This window comes from Halodesulfovibrio marinisediminis DSM 17456, assembly GCF_900129975.1.
Classification (GTDB): domain Bacteria; phylum Desulfobacterota; class Desulfovibrionia; order Desulfovibrionales; family Desulfovibrionaceae; genus Halodesulfovibrio; species Halodesulfovibrio marinisediminis.
The window spans coordinates 388,320-404,945 of the sequence record NZ_FSRG01000003.1; the positions used below are offsets into that span (position 1 = coordinate 388,320).

Annotated in this window: 16 protein-coding genes and 1 other RNA gene; 10 read left to right on the forward strand and 7 right to left on the reverse strand. The window is 44.6% G+C overall.

The window, feature by feature from the left end:
- Nucleotides 1-412 precede the first annotated feature (412 nt).
- The 4 genes from BUR09_RS01960 (at nt 413) to BUR09_RS01975 (ending at nt 2,369) form a co-directional block, all read left to right on the forward strand.
- The gene (locus tag BUR09_RS01960; protein ID WP_074215277.1) at nt 413-1,531 is read left to right on the forward strand and encodes a bacteriophage T4 gp5 trimerisation domain-containing protein; all 1,119 of its coding nucleotides are present in this window, start codon (nt 413-415) and stop codon (nt 1,529-1,531) included.
- Nucleotides 1,532-1,570: 39 nt separating this feature from the next.
- Nucleotides 1,571-1,771 (forward strand): DUF2158 domain-containing protein, encoded by a 201-nt coding sequence (locus BUR09_RS01965; RefSeq protein WP_074215278.1) that lies wholly within the window; start codon nt 1,571-1,573, stop codon nt 1,769-1,771.
- 191 nt (nt 1,772-1,962) lie between these two features.
- The gene (locus BUR09_RS01970) at nt 1,963-2,166 is read left to right on the forward strand and encodes a hypothetical protein (RefSeq protein WP_074215279.1); all 204 of its coding nucleotides are present in this window, start codon (nt 1,963-1,965) and stop codon (nt 2,164-2,166) included.
- A gap of 17 nt (nt 2,167-2,183) precedes the next feature.
- The gene (locus BUR09_RS01975) at nt 2,184-2,369 is read left to right on the forward strand and encodes a hypothetical protein (protein WP_074215280.1); all 186 of its coding nucleotides are present in this window, start codon (nt 2,184-2,186) and stop codon (nt 2,367-2,369) included.
- Between the two features lie 34 nt (nt 2,370-2,403).
- Here the strand turns inward: BUR09_RS01975 and BUR09_RS01980 are convergent, their stop codons facing one another.
- Complete coding sequence (locus BUR09_RS01980) at nt 2,404-3,150, reverse strand: hypothetical protein (RefSeq protein WP_074215281.1); 747 nt, start codon at nt 3,148-3,150, stop codon at nt 2,404-2,406.
- A 114-nt stretch (nt 3,151-3,264) separates the two neighbouring features.
- Between BUR09_RS01980 and BUR09_RS01985 the strand changes: the two genes are divergently transcribed.
- From BUR09_RS01985 to BUR09_RS02000, 4 genes are all read left to right on the forward strand, one after another.
- A complete protein-coding gene (locus tag BUR09_RS01985) occupies nt 3,265-3,915 on the forward strand; it encodes a hypothetical protein (RefSeq protein WP_074215282.1) in 651 nt (216 codons plus the stop codon).
- A 337-nt stretch (nt 3,916-4,252) separates the two neighbouring features.
- The gene (locus BUR09_RS01990) at nt 4,253-4,450 is read left to right on the forward strand and encodes a hypothetical protein (protein WP_074215283.1); all 198 of its coding nucleotides are present in this window, start codon (nt 4,253-4,255) and stop codon (nt 4,448-4,450) included.
- Nucleotides 4,447-4,635 (forward strand): hypothetical protein, encoded by a 189-nt coding sequence (locus BUR09_RS01995; RefSeq protein WP_074215284.1) that lies wholly within the window; start codon nt 4,447-4,449, stop codon nt 4,633-4,635. The genes BUR09_RS01990 and BUR09_RS01995 overlap by 4 nt, the downstream gene beginning before the upstream one ends.
- Nucleotides 4,636-4,774: 139 nt before the next feature.
- A complete protein-coding gene (locus BUR09_RS02000) occupies nt 4,775-5,467 on the forward strand; it encodes a hypothetical protein (protein ID WP_074215285.1) in 693 nt (230 codons plus the stop codon).
- Between the two features lie 330 nt (nt 5,468-5,797).
- On the opposite strand, the gene BUR09_RS02005 is transcribed toward BUR09_RS02000, so the two are convergent.
- The 5 genes from BUR09_RS02005 to rfbB form a co-directional block, all read right to left on the reverse strand.
- Nucleotides 5,798-6,964 carry a tyrosine-type recombinase/integrase gene (locus BUR09_RS02005; RefSeq protein ID WP_074215286.1) on the reverse strand — a complete coding sequence of 389 codons (1,167 nt, stop codon included), beginning with the start codon at nt 6,962-6,964 and terminating at the stop codon, nt 5,798-5,800.
- Between the two features lie 162 nt (nt 6,965-7,126).
- Nucleotides 7,127-7,486: a transfer-messenger RNA gene (ssrA, locus tag BUR09_RS02010) on the reverse strand.
- 208 nt (nt 7,487-7,694) lie between these two features.
- The gene (gene lpxB / locus BUR09_RS02015) at nt 7,695-8,810 is read right to left on the reverse strand and encodes a lipid-A-disaccharide synthase (RefSeq protein WP_074215287.1); all 1,116 of its coding nucleotides are present in this window, start codon (nt 8,808-8,810) and stop codon (nt 7,695-7,697) included.
- A 12-nt stretch (nt 8,811-8,822) separates the two neighbouring features.
- On the reverse strand, nt 8,823-9,770 hold the full coding sequence (locus BUR09_RS02020) for a hypothetical protein (protein WP_074215288.1): 948 nt from the start codon (nt 9,768-9,770) through the stop codon (nt 8,823-8,825).
- 376 nt (nt 9,771-10,146) lie between these two features.
- A complete protein-coding gene (gene rfbB / locus BUR09_RS02025) occupies nt 10,147-11,169 on the reverse strand; it encodes a dTDP-glucose 4,6-dehydratase (RefSeq protein WP_074215289.1) in 1,023 nt (340 codons plus the stop codon).
- 367 nt (nt 11,170-11,536) lie between these two features.
- Between rfbB and BUR09_RS02030 the strand changes: the two genes are divergently transcribed.
- A complete protein-coding gene (locus BUR09_RS02030) occupies nt 11,537-12,319 on the forward strand; it encodes a sirohydrochlorin cobaltochelatase (RefSeq protein ID WP_074215290.1) in 783 nt (260 codons plus the stop codon).
- A gap of 24 nt (nt 12,320-12,343) precedes the next feature.
- Complete coding sequence (locus tag BUR09_RS02035) at nt 12,344-13,642, forward strand: hypothetical protein (protein ID WP_074215291.1); 1,299 nt, start codon at nt 12,344-12,346, stop codon at nt 13,640-13,642.
- Nucleotides 13,643-13,888: 246 nt separating this feature from the next.
- Here the strand turns inward: BUR09_RS02035 and BUR09_RS02040 are convergent, their stop codons facing one another.
- Nucleotides 13,889-16,501, reverse strand: a complete 2,613-nt coding sequence (locus tag BUR09_RS02040) for a M16 family metallopeptidase (RefSeq protein WP_074215292.1) — start codon at nt 16,499-16,501, stop codon at nt 13,889-13,891.
- Between the last annotated feature and the right edge of the window lie 125 nt (nt 16,502-16,626).

Genomic DNA, 16,626 nt, shown 5'->3' on the forward strand with positions numbered 1-16,626 from the left:
ACTAGTGGAGGCTGGTCTTTATTGGAACAGTGATCGCTGCAATGTGTGGAGCTATGCGGGCATGAGATGGTGGTGGGGTAATTGAGAGGGGGAGAGCTGGCGGTATACATGGGTGTATTAGGGGATGCTAGATCTCTCCCCCCGATTCTTTTGAACCGTGCGAGGTTTTCAAAAGAAGGGAGTAATGCCTTTAAGGTGCTAAGGGTTAAGAGTTGGTTAAGATGTGGAGAATTAAGCTGATTTTGCTGTGATTTTGCTTGTAGCTAAGCGGATATGAGGTGGTGGGGTAAAAAAAGGGCTTAAAGAATTCAGTGGAGAATCTTTAAGCCCTCTTTCACAACGGAGATTGTTAAACGAAGTGTGCGAGGAATATATCAAATACTTCAAAGCATTACTACAAACGGAATAACTATTGAGAGAACTTATAAAGAGAATAATCCTCCGGACCTTTCCGGAGCTGACAGCGGGGCTGCATCTTGATCGGTATGCGCGGGTGGTAAAGGTGTGCGATGCGCCGGAGAATGGCGGCACAAGCGAGCGATTCAGACCGCGGTATGCTGTAGATGTGGAGATTCTTACGCCGGAAGGGGAGCGGGACGAAGCATTCCCTATTTACGAGGCAGTTCCCCTGCCTGTTCCGGTAGGTGCGGGCATGGAGTCCGGCATGTTTGCGTATCCGCAGGCGGGCGCGCTGGTGGTTCTGGGCTTTGCCTATGGCAGAGCCGATCATCCGGTGATTCGGCAAATCTACCCGATGGGGCTTTCTCTACCACAGTTAACTAATGGCGAACTACGTTGGCAGCAGTCCGCCACAGTCTACCAGAGTGCAGATACGCAAGGGAACTGGCTGCGAACCAGTGAGGCAACCATTACGGATGACAGCCTGCGCCACATGCGCCGCTGCGTAGAGGCAGTGGATGAGCTTTCGCGCGAGCTGCGTGACATTGCAGAAAACAGCACGGAAGTAATCGGCGGCGTAAAAACAATAGAAGCCCTTGGCGCCATGAATCTCACCTCCGGCGGGTGTGCAAACATAGCAGCCGTGGATAGTCTAAACCTGACCACCGCGCGTGATCTGCGCTGTGTAGTGGCAGACAACAAGCGCGAAGCTGTGGGCAAAGATCATCAAACAGAAGTGAAGGGCAGCCGTACAACCAACATTAAAGGTTCACACAAGAACACAGTCGGCGGCAATACCACACAGCAGATTAACGGTAACGCAACACAGACCGTAGAAGGCACGCTAACCGTAGCCTCAAAATCCACCACAACCCACACTGCAGGCGACGTGTTCACCATCTCCGCACCAAAGATAAAAATAGGCTCAGCCTCTGGCAGCGGCGGTGTATCTCTTTTGGATGAAATGGATAAGGTGTGGAAGGAATTGCACGACCTCGCAATGGTGTTGGCAAACCACACCCATCCAGTCTCCGGATCTGCCACAAACGCACCGCATCAAAGCGGAGTGATTGCAGGGCACGGGGAAGAGGTTGGGGAATGCAGAGGGCGTGTTGATGGGATTAGGGGGTAAGTGTGATGTTTGAACGACTTTTTTACTTTAGGAGCAGGGATGAAAAAACTTAAACATGGTGACGTGGTTATGCTTAACTCTGGGGGCGTACCGATGACTGTCTCCAGTATTATTAATGAGGGAAAGTTTGTTTATTGCAAATGGTTTTGGGATGGAGAATGTCATGAAGATAGATTCTACGCTCCAATGGTAAGCAAAGTTGGTTTGTTGAATAAGTTAAAACGAGTAGTCAGGGCGTAATTGTTAGTAATTAAACTATATGAGTTTTGATCAAAAAAGCCCCGCAAAGAGTTGTTGCTCTTTGTGGGGCTTTTGTTTTGTGGAATGACTAGTAGTTTGAGTTTTGTAATAGATTAAAGTTATAGAATAATCTAATGGCTAGCGTTAGGTCGATGTCATAGAAATCTAATTACAAATTTCTGGAGGTTTCTATGAGTTTCAAAGAGGGCGATAAAGTGTGTCTCATTACACATCCAGATGTAGATATGGTCATTGAGGGCTATGACGCTGATACGGACATGTGGGAATGCGTTTGGCTTGATAATGATTTGAAGCAGCAGCGTGGGCTTTTTAAGGCTTCAGTGCTGCATCCAACTGAGGGAACATCATCTGATGTTGATGTGGAATTGATTTAAATGAAAGAGGAGCGAGTATGTCTGATGATGCAAGATATGTAACTATTGTTTCAAATTCTGATGTTGAAGATGAAGTATTGATGTTTACAGTTAATGGTCAGCAAATAGGAATAAAAAGTAATATTCCTCATTGGCTTAGCGAAGCTGAGATCGAAGTGATTGAGAATGCGGGCTGGACTGTGAAGGAAACCGAAGACGAATAAAAAAAGCCCCTTCTGTTATAGAGAAGGGGCTTTTTTAAAATGTATTTTTGCTTACGATACGATTAATTCGTTCTTCTAATGTGGAAAGCATAATGCCCATTTCTGATTCTTCATCATGGTAAAGCTTTTTGCTTATAGCTCGTTGTTCGTCTTGCAAACTAAGCACAAGTTTTTGGGGAGTGGTATGTCTTACGTTAGGTTCAGGTGTAGCACAAAGAACCCTAATTCCTTTTTCGATTTCATGTATGTTTTTGGCAATAGCGTAATGCTTACGGCATTGCTGTTCAATATCGAAAAGAAGGAGCTTGATGTCTTTAATTATATTATCCGCTTCTTGCCCAAGAGTAATTTGGGAACGATTACGGATTGCAAACAATTTATTGAATGTGGAGTGGCAAGAGTTTATTTTATGAATAATGCCTGCACTAAATGGATCAATCGAGTTTTCAGAGTCTTCTGACGTATCTTGTGGTAATGTTAGAATACTAGTGATATGTTTAAATGAATCAATTGCATTTAGTGCATGTTCTGCAAATTCTATTGCAACTTCAGCCTTTTTTTTGTTTTTGTATTCTTTTTTCCAGCTATTAATTCCATAGAGGGCAACAATAGAAACTGTAAGTGATGCAAGAGTGTTTGCCATACTCATCCAATCTTTCGCATCATAAGTAGAAAAAGTTACATTCCAGTAGGCAGAAAGCTTAGCATCCCAAATCCAGTAGGCACAGAATCCTCCAACTGAGAGAAATTCAGCGTATTTTTTAACGAATCGTAAGAGCATTCGTTTATTCTCCTTTGTATTTCAGGAGACTACAGGGTAATGCTCAAGGTTTCAAGATTGCCTCCAAGCCTCTTCTATCATAAGAAGAGGCTTATTTTTTAGGAGGATAGAGAGATGGCAGATGCAGCTACTTTTTCATGGAGCGCACTTGCAGTGCCAGTTGTTTCTGGCGCTTTTACTGTGCTTGCAACGGCTGTGATCGTTTTTGGTGCTAATTGGCTTACCCGAAGGTCCATTGAAGCAAGTAACGCAAAGGCGTTAGCGGATATGAAGGGGCTATTGGAGCAAAATAAGGAGATTGAAGATAAAAAAATTTCCGCTAGTGCTCATCAAGAATGGCTGAAAGAATTAACGGATACTCTGGTTATGTTTTGTGTGTATTGTGAAAAGTTAAGTGCACTCGCGATTCATAAGAAGTCTCAGTTACAAGACCCCGATGGGTTTTATAAAGTTTTAGATGATGCTATGTGCCCAATTTTGAGCGATTTATCATCATGTGTGCATAAGCTAAATTGTTTACTAAATATGAGTGATCCAGAACAGAAAGCCTTGTATAAAAAACTTCGTGAAATACAGAGTAACGCGATGGACGTTGTGAGTGATACCGTGGCAAAAAAGAAAATAGACAAGGTGCCGAATGTGGATAAAGAGGCGCATGAGATGATTAATAAGTTGATAACTGGGTTGCGAAGAAAGTTGTTTGTTCTTCCAGAACCAATTGGGTTGAAGGAGCCAGTTGAGGAAAGAACTGATAACGCTGCTTAGGCTTTTCTTTCCCAGTATTGACAACCCACCAAACTAATAATACATTTTTCCCCTAGGCGCTCTCAACGTCTTAATTACTCAGCGGCCAGTCCGCTCCCGTTAGAAGTGGTTTTTTTGCGTCCAATGACCAAGATCCTTTGTCCCTAGGATAGGTGCATCTTGCGCTTGGAAGCTAGTTCACTTACATATGCCAAATATTTTGGTCGGGAGTACGAAGGTTATACAATACCCGAAAGGGGAAAACCTTCTGCCGTTCTGAGTACGGTTGAGAGCTCCCGACCTTTTTTATTGGTTAGGATCAACTCTTAATAATCTCAAAATACTCAGGAGTTGCCTCATGGCACAATCACAATCAGTTCCAACCGCAATGCTTCCAAGCATGGACGAGCTGCGCGATGCAGCTGCAACGCTCCAACAGATCCGCAAAGACACTTCCACAACAGAAAGCAGCATTGCTCTGGACTACATTGCAGACAAGCTCATTCAACTAGCCGACCGCATAGATAGTGGGGTTGAACGGAGGGTAGCAGCATGAGTCAGCCTGTAGAACATGCAGATCACGTAATGAATCTCTACAACATTGCCCGCTCTCTTAACCTCATGCATGAAGAATTCGGCGAAAAGTACCCGGAACTGGTTTTCATCCTACAAAGTATGGAAAAAGCCGTAGACGATGCCGCCGCCCACTTCGACGGAATGGAAGAACGGATTACGGAATAGAAAGATAATTTGAATGGAAATATGAAGCCCCCTGCCTTGGTAGGGGGCTTCTTTGTTGTGTGTAACTATTCTTACGTTGTATTTCAGGATGTTGCAGGTGATTACGGGGTAGAGTAGAAAAAACAAAAGTGAGGAACAAATGGAAATTCAATATTCTTCGATAATTGCCGTGGTAGTAGGTTGGGGGTTAGCTCAGTTTTCATCGATAAGTAAGGCAAGAGCGGAAAAACGAAGACGTTTAAACCAGACATTGCTGCATTTAGACTTACTGTTGTCTGATTTAAATGAATACAGCAAAGCTTCTGATCAAGTAGTTTTGCCAGAAGATAAAGAGTTTGCGACAGAGAGAGCGGGTTTGCATGGTTTTTTACATGGCCGTGAGCTTGCTGACGATATTGATAAATATTCAGAGTACCTATGCTATGTTAGTTCGGGTTTAGCTAAAGAATATACTGTGCTAATAAGGGATGCGTATTGGGTCTTGCGTAGAACTCTCAAGAATTCAGCTGCTTGTCTTAAAATATATGATGAGTTGAGTTGTATACGTTTGTGTGGTTTGCGCCTTATGATTTGGCAAGTGGAGCGACTGATGGTTAAGGTGTCAATACGTTGTGGTCCAGTTACTTGCTTCCGACTGGTTAAAAGATTTGGTTTAAAGAAAAGTTACAAGCTTTTTTGTAATCAGTTTGAATCTGATTTTTTGTATGAAATTCGGGAAGTCTTTGTCCAACTAAATGAATCTAAAGCAGAAGCAAGCAAAGACTTGAAGCAGTATATAGAAGACTCTCTGCATGATCATTTAAAGAAGGAGAAAAAACTTGAGGAGTGTTAAGTTCAAAAAAACTCCACCCCAGAATAAAAATCACTCCTCCGCTCCCGCCTTCGAGCTTTTTTTTGTCGTTTTTTTGCAATTGGCAGAGGGTGCAAAACAGGGTGCTAGAGCGCGCCAGTACTGGGTTTTATGGTGAGTTCGCCAATTGCACTTTTTGCAACGTTTTGCCAAGTTGTGCAAAGGAGAAGGCCGATTAATACAAAAGAAAAAGCTCATAACTTACCGAAAGTTATGAGCTTGTCTTGTTTTTTTATTTGAAGCTTCAAGGCGGGGACAGAAAATTACTGTGCAAGCGCGTTTTCTCTCTGCGCCCGCAATGCCGCATGCTGCCTAGCTTTTCTGCGATTCAAAGGCGTCAAGCATGTCTGCCCAGTCTTGCATTAATTTGTACCGCTCCGGAAGATACTGAGCACGGTTGTAAGCTGCCCTAATTTTGTTGCCAGGAACATGCGCCAGCTGCATTTCTATCACGTCCGGATTGTAGCCCGCCTCATTCAAAATCGACGACGCCATGGCTCTGAATCCGTGCGCTGTCATCTCTTCTTTTGTGAATCCCATGCGGCGTAGGGCACCGTTACAGGCGTTTTCACTTATGGGCTTTTCGTCTGTACGTAATGACGGGAACAGATACTTTCCACGCCCGCTTACTTTGCGCAACTCGAGCAGCAGCTCCATAGCCTGATCTGAAAGCGGCACCATGTGCTCCCGCTTCATTTTCATTTTATGAGCAGGGACAATCCACAGACGTTCACTCAAGTCTATTTCTGTCCATTCTGCGTGACGTAGCTCGCCCTGACGGGTAAATGTGTAGGCGGTCATAAGTAGGGCACACTTGGTAACAAAGAACCCGTTGTAGCCTTTCATGACACGCATAAGCGCTCCGGCTTCTTCTTTGGTGGTGAAGGCTGCAAAGTGGTTGCGCTTGGGAGGAGTAAGAGCGCCCTTAAGATCACGCGTAGGGTCGCTTGGAATAATGCAGGAAGCGACAGCGTAGCGGCAGATTTGCCCGCAGATACCTTTAACCTTGTGTGCGGTAACGTGCGCGCCTCTGGCTTCTATGTGGCGTAACGCCTGTAGGAAGTCGATAGGCTGCAATTCTTCAATAGGGCGGTCGCCCAGAAGGTCGTAGATGTCGTTATTCAGTCGACCCACGACTGTGCGCCGGTGGTTCTGCTTCCACTGGTGTTGCTTGGCTAGCCATTCTTCTGCAACTTGGCGAAAAGTTATTGGGGATTGTTTTTGCTTAAGAGTGGCTGGATCTGTTCCTTTACGAAGTAGGTCAGCAGCCTTTCTTTGAAGTAACCTAGCTTCCTTTAGGGAAACATTCGGATAGACCCCTAACGCAAGGCGTTTTTCTCTTCCTTCAAAACGATATTTCCAGCGCCAGTATTTAGAACCTGCTTTTGTGACTTCTAGATAAAGTCCGTTGCCATCGAAGTATTTTTTAGCCTGTGCATTCGGCTGTAATGCACGGATAGCAAGGTCTGTCAGCTTCATTGGGGGCATCTCCTGAGTTGAAATGAAATGTGCCCCCAATTATGCCCCCAGAATGGCTTTGCTGCAAATAACTCGCAAGAAACTGCATGAGGTTCCAACCCCGCATAAAAAAAGGGTTTCAGCCGATTTTACAATCTGCTGAAACCCTCATTTTGTACCTCATGGTGGAGGCGGCGAGAATCGAACTCGCGTCCGAGAATGGTCCACTCGAAGCATCTACAGGTTTAGTTCTGGATTAAGTAATCTCACTCTATGCTTTGCCCCAAAACAGGCGACATAAAGCCAGTTCACTGTATAAGTTTCGCTCCAGCTGCAGTAAACACCTACTGAAACTAGTCAGATGGGGTTTTGTCATTCTCTAAGCATATCTGACGTCAACAAAGAGAACGTGGCGGTCAATTAAGCTGCCATTGCGTATTCGTAATCGTTTGCAATTACTTTAGTGCCGCTTTTTACGAGGCCAGCGGCGCCTCGACCTGCAACTTCGGCTTCTTCTATCCCCGTCGAAACCAGTGCGCCCCCAAATTGGAGTATCTGTGTCAGCAAAAAATGGGAACTGACATCAGATGGTTTATTGTGCTTTGTAGTGATGGATTCTGTAAGCAGTTTCCATATACGCAGGCGACGTGTTTACGCTTTTTTATTGTCACCTGCAACAAGAAAATATGGGCTTTCTTCCCATCCAGTAAAATATAATGCACATTTTACGATTGTCTAGGTGACAAGGCGTTTATTTTGACAAATCTTCGATAATAAGTTTCGCCGCACGGTTTGCAGCACCGGGAGCACCAACTTTAGAGCGAAGTGCTTCTAAATCTTTTCGGATAGCATCAAGTTTTCCCGGGGTGTTAATCCATGCAAGTGCCCGTTGGGCGACAACGTCACCGTTAGCATCTTCTTGTAACAGCTCTGGGAATACCTCACGTCCCATAATGAGGTTTGGCAACCCCACATAAGGAACTTTGATGAATTTTGTCCCCAGATAGAATGTCAGCTTGGAAAGCTGATAGGTGATTAATGTTGGTGTGCCAACAAGTGCTGATTCCAATGTGACTGTGCCGGAAGCTGCAATAAGCATGGTACAGCCACGCATAAATTCGTATCTGTTTTCAGGGCCGTGGATAGTCAGCGGTACAGACGAGGTCCACAATGCCCGTAATTTTTCCTGAGAAATTCCCGGAGCTTGAATGCAGTGGAATTCAAGTTCTGGATTCTTTTTTGCCATGATGGAAGCAGCAAACGCAAATTGAGGCATGAGTGCTTCAATTTCTTTCTTGCGGCTTCCAGGAAGAATGCCAATGCGGTTCGTTGCTGGCTTAATGTGGTCGATTGAAGGCCAGTCAATTACATCAACAAGCGGGTTGCCGATGTAGTCAATCTCCATGTTGAACTGTTTATAGAATTCAACCTCAAACGGAAGAATGGAAAAAAGACGGGTTACGTGTTTTGCAATAAACTTGGCTCTGCCTGTACGCCATGCCCAGAGTTTTGGGGAGATGTAGTAGTAAACAGGAATGCCGAGAGCATATGCATATTTCGCAACACGGAAGTTGAACTCTGGAGCGTCGATAAGAATGACAGCATCTGGACGACGCACTGCTAGCTCGTTTTTTATCTGCTTTAACATTTTGAAGATGTCGAACAGCTTACCCAGAACTTCCGTAAAGCCCATGACGGAAAGATCCTCAACTCGCAGAATGGCGTCGAGACCTTTGGAGCGCATTTCCGGTCCGCCCATTCCATAGAATGTGGTGTCGGGCGCAATGGAGGAAATGGCTTCCATAAGTTTTCCACCATGCAGATCTCCGGAGGTCTCTCCGGCGTTGATCCATATATTTTTACCCATCAAAAATCCTTGTTAGTCCATGGTTGCAACTGCTTTGGCTGGCTCTGTAGAGTAAAAGCGCATCATGATTGCGACGAAAATAATGGCAAAAATAAGACGTGTCCAGAGGATGCCACTAATATGCGCACCAAGAAGCATCATGAGTAATGTGTCCTCAATCAGTGCGTGGGCGAGTCCCATAAGTGTTAATGATGCAAAAACATCACGCTTGGATAATGAGCCTGATTTTACTTCATGAATGATCAAGCCACCGCCATATGTAATGCCCAGAGATAAGCCAAGCACTGTAAGAGTCGCAGCGCCTTTTCCGATGCCGATGGCTTGAAGAATCGGTTTAAGCAGAGCGTTAAGTTTTTCTGTTATGCCATAATATGTGAGTAAACGCATCAAAGCAAACAGGGCAAGGATGATGAAGAATAGGTATAGAAGGTTGTTAGCTTCATTCAGTGCCCAAGGGATGAGACCCGGTTCAGGGAGCTGTGGTTCCCAGAGGATTTTGCTAGGTTCTGAATAGATTCCGGTTTTGGAAAACACAAGGTTCATGATGATACCGAGTATGAACGCAGAAATCATGCGGATAATAAACTGACCTGTCATGGAAATACCGCACTTTTGAGCAACCTTACATTCTACAGGCAGAGAGTGGGCAATCAACATCATGGTTGTAAGTGTTGTAATCTGAGCCACACTCAGCGGATCCATTGTTGGTACCATCGAAATGTACACGATCAGCCCGCTGTAGAGGTTAACGATGATAGATGTTGCCCATACCAAACCCATTTCTGCAGGAAGCCCGGCAAGACTCATAAAAGGTTTTAGCGGTACTGCGAGATATTGTATGAGGTCGAGTTCCTGAAGTAATTTTACAATGATAATGACAGGGATCATTACCTTGTACAGGTCTAGGCTGGCAGCAGCAGCGTCTTTTAAAAGGGTCTTAGATGCTTTAATGAGATTCACAGCAGTATCCTTTCAACTGTTCTATAAAAGAGGTGAGTTATATATTCATGGGGAAAGAGAAGAGTCTTGAAGGAGGATGATTGCCGCAACAGAACTTTTGAGGCAATTCACACGACTTCAGAAGGTATTCTCTGTTGATTACTGACTGAATTACTATTGTGTGACTTATCTAAGGGATTATTTCACTCACTGAGTGAGTAAATACTCCTATGCTGATGCGTCAAGACCGAATCACACAAAAAGGATAGTGAAAGATACGGTAGATTGGATTTGGTGACTTGTAGAAAAGTTGCGAAGAGAGCGCAGGTTGAAAAAAAAGCCACTGGAATTGTACTTACTCCCAGTGGCGATTGTGTTCGATGAAATAGGGAGGGAGTTACTTGTCTCCGTACCACTTTTTCATAAATTCAAGGTAGGCGCCAGACTGAACGTCATTCAACCAGTCAGTGTTGTTTCTGTACCAGTCGAGGGTTTCTTTAATTCCACGTTCAAAAGTGTATTCTGGCTCGTACCCAAGCTCTTTTTGAGCGAGCGAGTAATTCATTGCGTATCTGCGGTCATGTCCCGGACGGTCTTTTACAAAGGTGATCAAGTCCTCTGGTTTTCCAAGGTCACGCAAGATTGTTCGAACGACATCAATGTTTGTGCGTTCGGCATTGCCGCCAAAGTTGTACGCTTTGCCGGCTTCACCTTTCATAAGGGTAAGGTGCACACCTTTACAGTGGTCGGATACATGAATCCAGTCGCGAATATTCATTCCGGTTCCATATACAGGTAAAGGCTTGTCAGAAGACGCAAGGCTGAACATCAACGGGATAAGTTTTTCAGGGAATTGATATGGGCCGTAGTTGTTTGAACAGCGGGTGATGGATACATTGTAGCCGTAAGTACGGTAGAAAGCGTACGCAAGCATATCAGCAGACGCTTTTGATGCGGAGTACGGGCTGCTTGGGTGAAGCGGAGTTTGTTCAGTGAACGCCGGATCATCAAGGGATAAATCGCCATATACTTCGTCTGTAGAAATGTGAACAAAACGTTCTACTTTTGCGTCACGTGCTGCGGAGAGCAGAACCTGCGTACCCATAACGTTTGTTGTAATAAACGGGGTCGGATCGTCAATAGAGCGGTCAACATGTGACTCCGCAGCAAAGTTTACGACGGCATCAATATTATATTTTTCAAAGATGGTACGCATTGCTTCGGCATCAGCAATATCTTCGTGTTCGAAGAAGTAGCGCTTTCCACCATATTCTTTTTCAATAGATTGTAGGTTTAGAAGGTTACCCGCATAGGTGAGTTTATCCACGTTGATGACGGTAATGTCATTGAATGTGCTGAAGATGTAATGGATGTAGTTGGAGCCGATGAAGCCACAACCGCCTGTGACGAGTAAATTCATAAAGAAACCTCTTAAAGAAAGAATAAAATTTGTGCTGTTGTAACGAGAGATAAAAGTAAGGTCAAACCGGAATGTTTTTGGGTATAACTAGTATGTTTTTAAGGGGATAGTGTGGTAATGTACTTGGGCGTATAAGAAAAAGAAGTATAAGCTTGATGTTGTAATCGGTATCCCGAATAGGTTTTGTGCAATATTCTTTGCGGGCTGTGTACAGCAGGTTAAGGCGGATAACCTTGCTAATTGAGCGTAGATTAGCTAATTTATTTTGTTCAAATTTACTGACTTTATTTCTTCTGATTAGCTTTTTGACAACGTTTTTCGGCTTTCAGGCTTCTATCTTCTAAAAGGTTTATTTCAGCGTGTGTATATGAAGAAAGGTATCTTACTTGTAGCATTTGGCGCTAATAATTTGCAGGCGCACCAGACTCTCAGGCTTCTTGATGAGCAGGTGCGTTCTCGTTTTGGGGGAGTGAATGTGAGACTTGCATTTACTTCTGAACTTATTCGTGACCGTCTTGCTGCCCAGCGTGTAAAACGAGATTCTGTTGTTAAGGCGCTGGAAAAGATGGCTTTTGAAAAATATACTCATATTGCTGTCCAGTCATTGCATATAATTCCCGGTGTAGAATATGAGGAGTTATGCGCAGATACACAGGCATTTGTGGATTCAGGGCGTTTAGAGAGTATTCAAGTCGGGGCACCGTTACTGAATTCGGAAGATGATATTGAGCATGTTGTTTCAGCTGTTCTACGACATCTTCCACCGAGCCGTAAGCCGGAAGAAGGAGTTGTTTTCATGGGACATGGATCATCTCATGAAGGTGATCGTTGTTATGATGCGGTGTATCAGAGGTTGCAACAAGTAGATCCAAATATTTTCTTAGGGACAATGGATGGTAACCATACGCTTGACCATCTTTTGCCAGAATTGAAACGCCGAGAGATTGCACGGGTATGGTTAATGCCATTTTTATCCGTAGTGGGACGCCACGCCCGAAATGACATGGCTGGCAGTAGTGAAGATTCATGGAAATCACAGATTGAAGCCGCCGGAATTCGCTGTACCCCTATGGTGCTCGGTCTTGCTGAATACTCCGGTTTTGTAGATGTTTGGTTGAATCATTTAGAAGCAACTTTGAAGCTTTTGTAATGTGGTACTAATTGAGAGGGTGACATGGTGAGTAAACGAGTGTTGGCAAGTGTATGCTTGGCAGCATTACTGATGGGAACTCAGGCGTCAGCAGAAGATACGGGGGTAGACTCTGCTGTAAATAATGTTTCTGAATCTGCCGCGACCGTAGTGGAAGAAGGGATTCGCCCAGAAGCAACACAGGTTCAGCTTATTGAGCAGGCCATACGTGAGGTGGAAACACAGGTGCAGCGTGAGAGTGAGTTGCACGTTTACCAGCATGCTCAAGAGGCTTCCAGTTTGCCTGAGGGGCAGTTAAGCAAAGTTACACCAATGCTTCAGTACCAACCGGAACAACAGGTACAGTATGCGCAGCATGGACAGGACTCCAGCGACAGTTCCGCGGTATCTCAGTCGTTGTATAAAGGTGGTTCTGAGATTTTAGCAGAGTTGCCAAAGGCGCGGTTGATTCCTGACGATCAGGCTGAGCTTGCGAGTGTTGAACCGTATCAGTCTGGCTACATAGAAAAATATGAACATGGTGCAATTAACTGGTTTACAGGTACTGTTACAGCCACTGGCGAAAGTCTTTCAACAGGTCTTTCGGTAAGTAGTCGTCAAGCTCGCTTAAGAACACTTCGAGCCGCTACCGTTGATGCACGAAAAAATTTATTTGAGATCTTGAGCACAATTCCGGTGACGGAAAAATTGCGCGTAAAGAATATCTTACGATCAGACGAAGATGTTATGCAGTTTGTGCGTGGTGATATGCAGAACTCACGCATTACAACAACGAGTTTTAGTGAGGACGGCATAGCGAAGGTTACTGTCAGTATTGCATTACGCGATATGTTTCTTGAGAAGCTTATCGGTAAGCATGTGTCGTTTCATCGCGTAAGTGATAACCCGTATTCTGCTGTTAATGCTATTGCTGAATCAATTGAAAAAGCAGTAGAGCCAGAAGAACAGTATGAGTCTGCCGACGTGGATGCTATGTTACCAATTGCATACACTGGCCTGCTGATTGATGCGCGTGAAGTGGGTATTAAGCCTGCCATCACGGTTACTATCAAGGATGAAGCAGGAAATGTTTTATACAGTCCACGTGTTGTAAATCGTAGTGTTGCTTTGAAGAACGGCATGGTTGAATATGCAGGTACATGGGAAGAGGCTATTACTTCTAAGCGTAGCTCAACAAATCCATTAGTGCTTAAGGCAGTAAGCGTTCAGGGAAGATCACGTAGTAATATTGTAATTTCAGACGAACAGGCTTTGTTGCTGAAACAGATAAACAATGCGCATAAGTTCCTTGAAGAAGGGCGTGTGGTTGTTGTCTGTAATTAGTATTCCTTCTGGTTTGAAATAGAGAATAAAAAAGGTGAGTCCAATGGGCTCACCTTTTTTTATTCTGTAGCAGATTGAAATTCATAAAGTCTTTGTATGGCATTAGCAAAATTTTTCGCCGAATCGCATTTGAGAGGGCTTATCTTTTCGTGAATATAAGCGGCTGGTCTCTTGCCTGTCGAAGACAAAACAAAAAAAGGGTGAATCCAATGGACTCACCCTTTTTTAATAACTTAGCCTTATTTGCTACGGCGCTACACGAAGAATGTATGCTTTATCTACATTGAGATATTTTTTCGCAATTTCTTGAATATCTTTTGGAGTCAGATTTTGTACTTGCTCCACGATATCTTTGTTGTAGCTAAGCGGCAGTTGTGCTGTTGCCAGACCTGCTGCTTCCGCACTGCGGCTGCCGAGGCTTTGGTGACCACGGTAGTACTGTCCGCGCATCAGATTTTGTCCGCGTTTGATTTGCTCTTCGGAAAGAGGTTTGTCTTGAATCTCTTTGATGATTCTGCGGAAACCATCCATGGCAGCTTCTTCTTTGCTTGGCTCAGTGCCGATGTAGAAGTAGGTGAAGCCGGTAATGGTGGACTGCCAGCTTGATGCAGTAACAGTATAGCCGAGACCGTGTTTGTCGCGCAGATCGTTAAAGAGCAAGCCGCTCTGACCTGCAAGAATGGTCTGCATAAGTTCAAGCCCTGCTGTGTCTTCACTGGTAAGCGGCACAGTTTCGAAAATCATGAACAGGTGAGCCTGATTACGATCTTTGAGGGCAATAGACTTGATGCGATCGTTGTTCCATGTAGGAACGAATTTCTCAGGACGTTTTTGAGTTGGTTCTGGAAGGCCTTTGGCGAATGCGATGATTGCATCACGGTCGAATACGCCGGCAACAGCCATTGTCCATGGCATTGCCTTTTGCTTTTTCCAGAAGTCGTCAACGTCGTCCTGAGTGAATTTTTCTATTCGTGCAGGAATACCTGCATGGTAGTAGTTGTAAATGGAATCTGTGAACAGGAACGGGAAGAGGTTACGGGTTGCCAGACCAAGCGGCTGGTCTTCACGTAACTTAATACCTGCAATCTGATCAGTTTTTTCACGATTTACTTCCTCTTCAGCCATGGTCGGATTCTGCACCATTTGGGTGAAGAGTTTCAGGATATCTTTAGAGAAACGTGCTGGGTAACGCGCGCTTACTGAGAAGGTTCTTCTGCTTGCAGATGCTGCAATAGAAGATGCACGGTCAGCAAGGTATTCTTCAATTGCTGGGGCATCCATAGAACCTGTTCCCTTGGTGAGAACGCGGGCAGCAAGTACGGAAAGTCCTTCCTGCTTTTTGGTTATGAGGGAGTCCCCACCCATAAAGTCCATATCGATTGCAACGTACGGCAGTGTGTTGTCAGGGATAAGGATCAGCTGACGACCGTTACCGAGGTCGATAGTTTCTTTCTTACCGGCAGCTTCTTCAGCTTTTTTCAGCTTTTTGGCAGCTTCTTCAGATTCCCAGTTTTTAACTACCTGCGCGGTCAGCGTTGTTTCGCTTACAGTACTATCTTGCGGTGCAAGAAGAGTAGCCTTTAAACGCTCCGGTTTAAGGTAGGTGTCGATAAGATTTTGAAGTTGCTCACGGTTTACGTTTTTAACTTCATCAAGGTAGTTCTGTTCTCCTTGCTCTCCACCAAAGAAGAATTCGAACAGACCGATCTTGGATGTAAGACCGGAAAGGGTTTCTTTTGCGCGGAAAAGCGAGTCTTCAAGATTTAAACGAACACGGGCAATGTCTTCATCTTTGAATTCAGACGCCTTGAGGTTGCTCAAATCTTTCATGAGTTCAGGCCAGAACTTGTCTAATTTATCTGCATCCAGCACTGCTGTGATGTAGATAAGACCTGCGCGTTCAAAAGAGTATGCAGATGCAGAGATGGAGTCGACCAGCTGTTTTTCATACTGGTATTTGCGGTAGAACGGAGATGTCTTATCGCCGCCCATGAGCTGTGCCAGCATGTCAATACCAGTGGTGTTAACATCTTCAAATCCTGGGATTGGGAATGAAATGCCAAGGTATACTTTGTTCCATTTTCCTTCTACGACCTGAACGTTCGGGCCTGTTGAATCCAGTTTTTCAAGATTAACAATGGAAGGCGGGGTGACGTTGGCAGTGTTTTCAAGGCCGCCATACAGTTTCTCTGCTTCAGCAAGGACAGTTTTTTCGTCAATATCGCCGCATACAACCAGCAGCATCTGTTGTGGCTGATAATGCTTATTAATGTAATTGGCAATATCGTCGCGAGTGAAGGAATTAATGGTGTCACGATAGCCGATGATAGGCCATGCATAAGTTGTCCCTTTCATCGTCTGCTGTTGCAGATTTTTGAAAAGAAAGCCGAATGGGCTGTCTTCACCACGTTCCAACTCGGAAATAACAACTTTTTTTTCAGACTCGAGTTCTTCTGGATCAATAGTGGCAAAAAAAGCCTGATCACGTAAAACCTTCAGTCCTGTTTTCCATGCATCGGCAGGGAGGTCTGCAATATATACTGTGTAATCAAAACTGGTAGCGGCGTTGAGGTAGCCACCTAATTCTTCAATACTTGCAGCAATCTGGCCCTTTGCATAGTTTTTGGTGCCTTTGAAAACCATATGTTCAAGCACATGACTGATGCCGGCTTCTCTTGGCTCTTCATAGCCGGAACCAGCATGTACATACAGTCTTGTTGAAACAAGCGGGAATCGCTTGTCTTCTTGAATCAGAACAGTCAAACCATTTTTGAGTTTAGTCACCGTTGCCGCAGAAGCTGCGGTTGCAGTGCACATCATAAGTACTCCACAAAAAAGAATAAGAAGTCGTTTGAACATTCCATGCCTCCTATTGCCTAAGCAAACAACATGTTCAAAAGGTAGTGTACGCAATGGTTACAATTTGGCAAGGAGAACCATCGGTTGTGACATACAGGTTATAGGGGGGCTGTGCAAGTAATGTG

What these genes read in the sequence shown, in the direction of transcription:
- BUR09_RS01980 (WP_074215281.1), bottom strand. Translation starts at nt 3,150, where the DNA reads ATGCTCTTACGATTCGTTAAAAAATACGCTGAATTTCTCTCAGTTGGA.
- BUR09_RS01995 (WP_074215284.1), top strand. Translation starts at nt 4,447, where the DNA reads ATGAGTCAGCCTGTAGAACATGCAGATCACGTAATGAATCTCTACAAC.
- BUR09_RS01990 (WP_074215283.1), top strand. Translation starts at nt 4,253, where the DNA reads ATGGCACAATCACAATCAGTTCCAACCGCAATGCTTCCAAGCATGGAC.
- BUR09_RS01965 (WP_074215278.1), top strand. Translation starts at nt 1,571, where the DNA reads ATGAAAAAACTTAAACATGGTGACGTGGTTATGCTTAACTCTGGGGGC.
- BUR09_RS02000 (WP_074215285.1), top strand. Translation starts at nt 4,775, where the DNA reads ATGGAAATTCAATATTCTTCGATAATTGCCGTGGTAGTAGGTTGGGGG.
- lpxB (WP_074215287.1), bottom strand. Translation starts at nt 8,810, where the DNA reads ATGGGTAAAAATATATGGATCAACGCCGGAGAGACCTCCGGAGATCTG.
- BUR09_RS01985 (WP_074215282.1), top strand. Translation starts at nt 3,265, where the DNA reads ATGGCAGATGCAGCTACTTTTTCATGGAGCGCACTTGCAGTGCCAGTT.
- BUR09_RS02040 (WP_074215292.1), bottom strand. Translation starts at nt 16,501, where the DNA reads ATGTTCAAACGACTTCTTATTCTTTTTTGTGGAGTACTTATGATGTGC.
- BUR09_RS01975 (WP_074215280.1), top strand. Translation starts at nt 2,184, where the DNA reads ATGTCTGATGATGCAAGATATGTAACTATTGTTTCAAATTCTGATGTT.
- BUR09_RS02030 (WP_074215290.1), top strand. Translation starts at nt 11,537, where the DNA reads ATGAAGAAAGGTATCTTACTTGTAGCATTTGGCGCTAATAATTTGCAG.
- BUR09_RS02035 (WP_074215291.1), top strand. Translation starts at nt 12,344, where the DNA reads ATGGTGAGTAAACGAGTGTTGGCAAGTGTATGCTTGGCAGCATTACTG.
- BUR09_RS01970 (WP_074215279.1), top strand. Translation starts at nt 1,963, where the DNA reads ATGAGTTTCAAAGAGGGCGATAAAGTGTGTCTCATTACACATCCAGAT.
- BUR09_RS02005 (WP_074215286.1), bottom strand. Translation starts at nt 6,964, where the DNA reads ATGAAGCTGACAGACCTTGCTATCCGTGCATTACAGCCGAATGCACAG.
- rfbB (WP_074215289.1), bottom strand. Translation starts at nt 11,169, where the DNA reads ATGAATTTACTCGTCACAGGCGGTTGTGGCTTCATCGGCTCCAACTAC.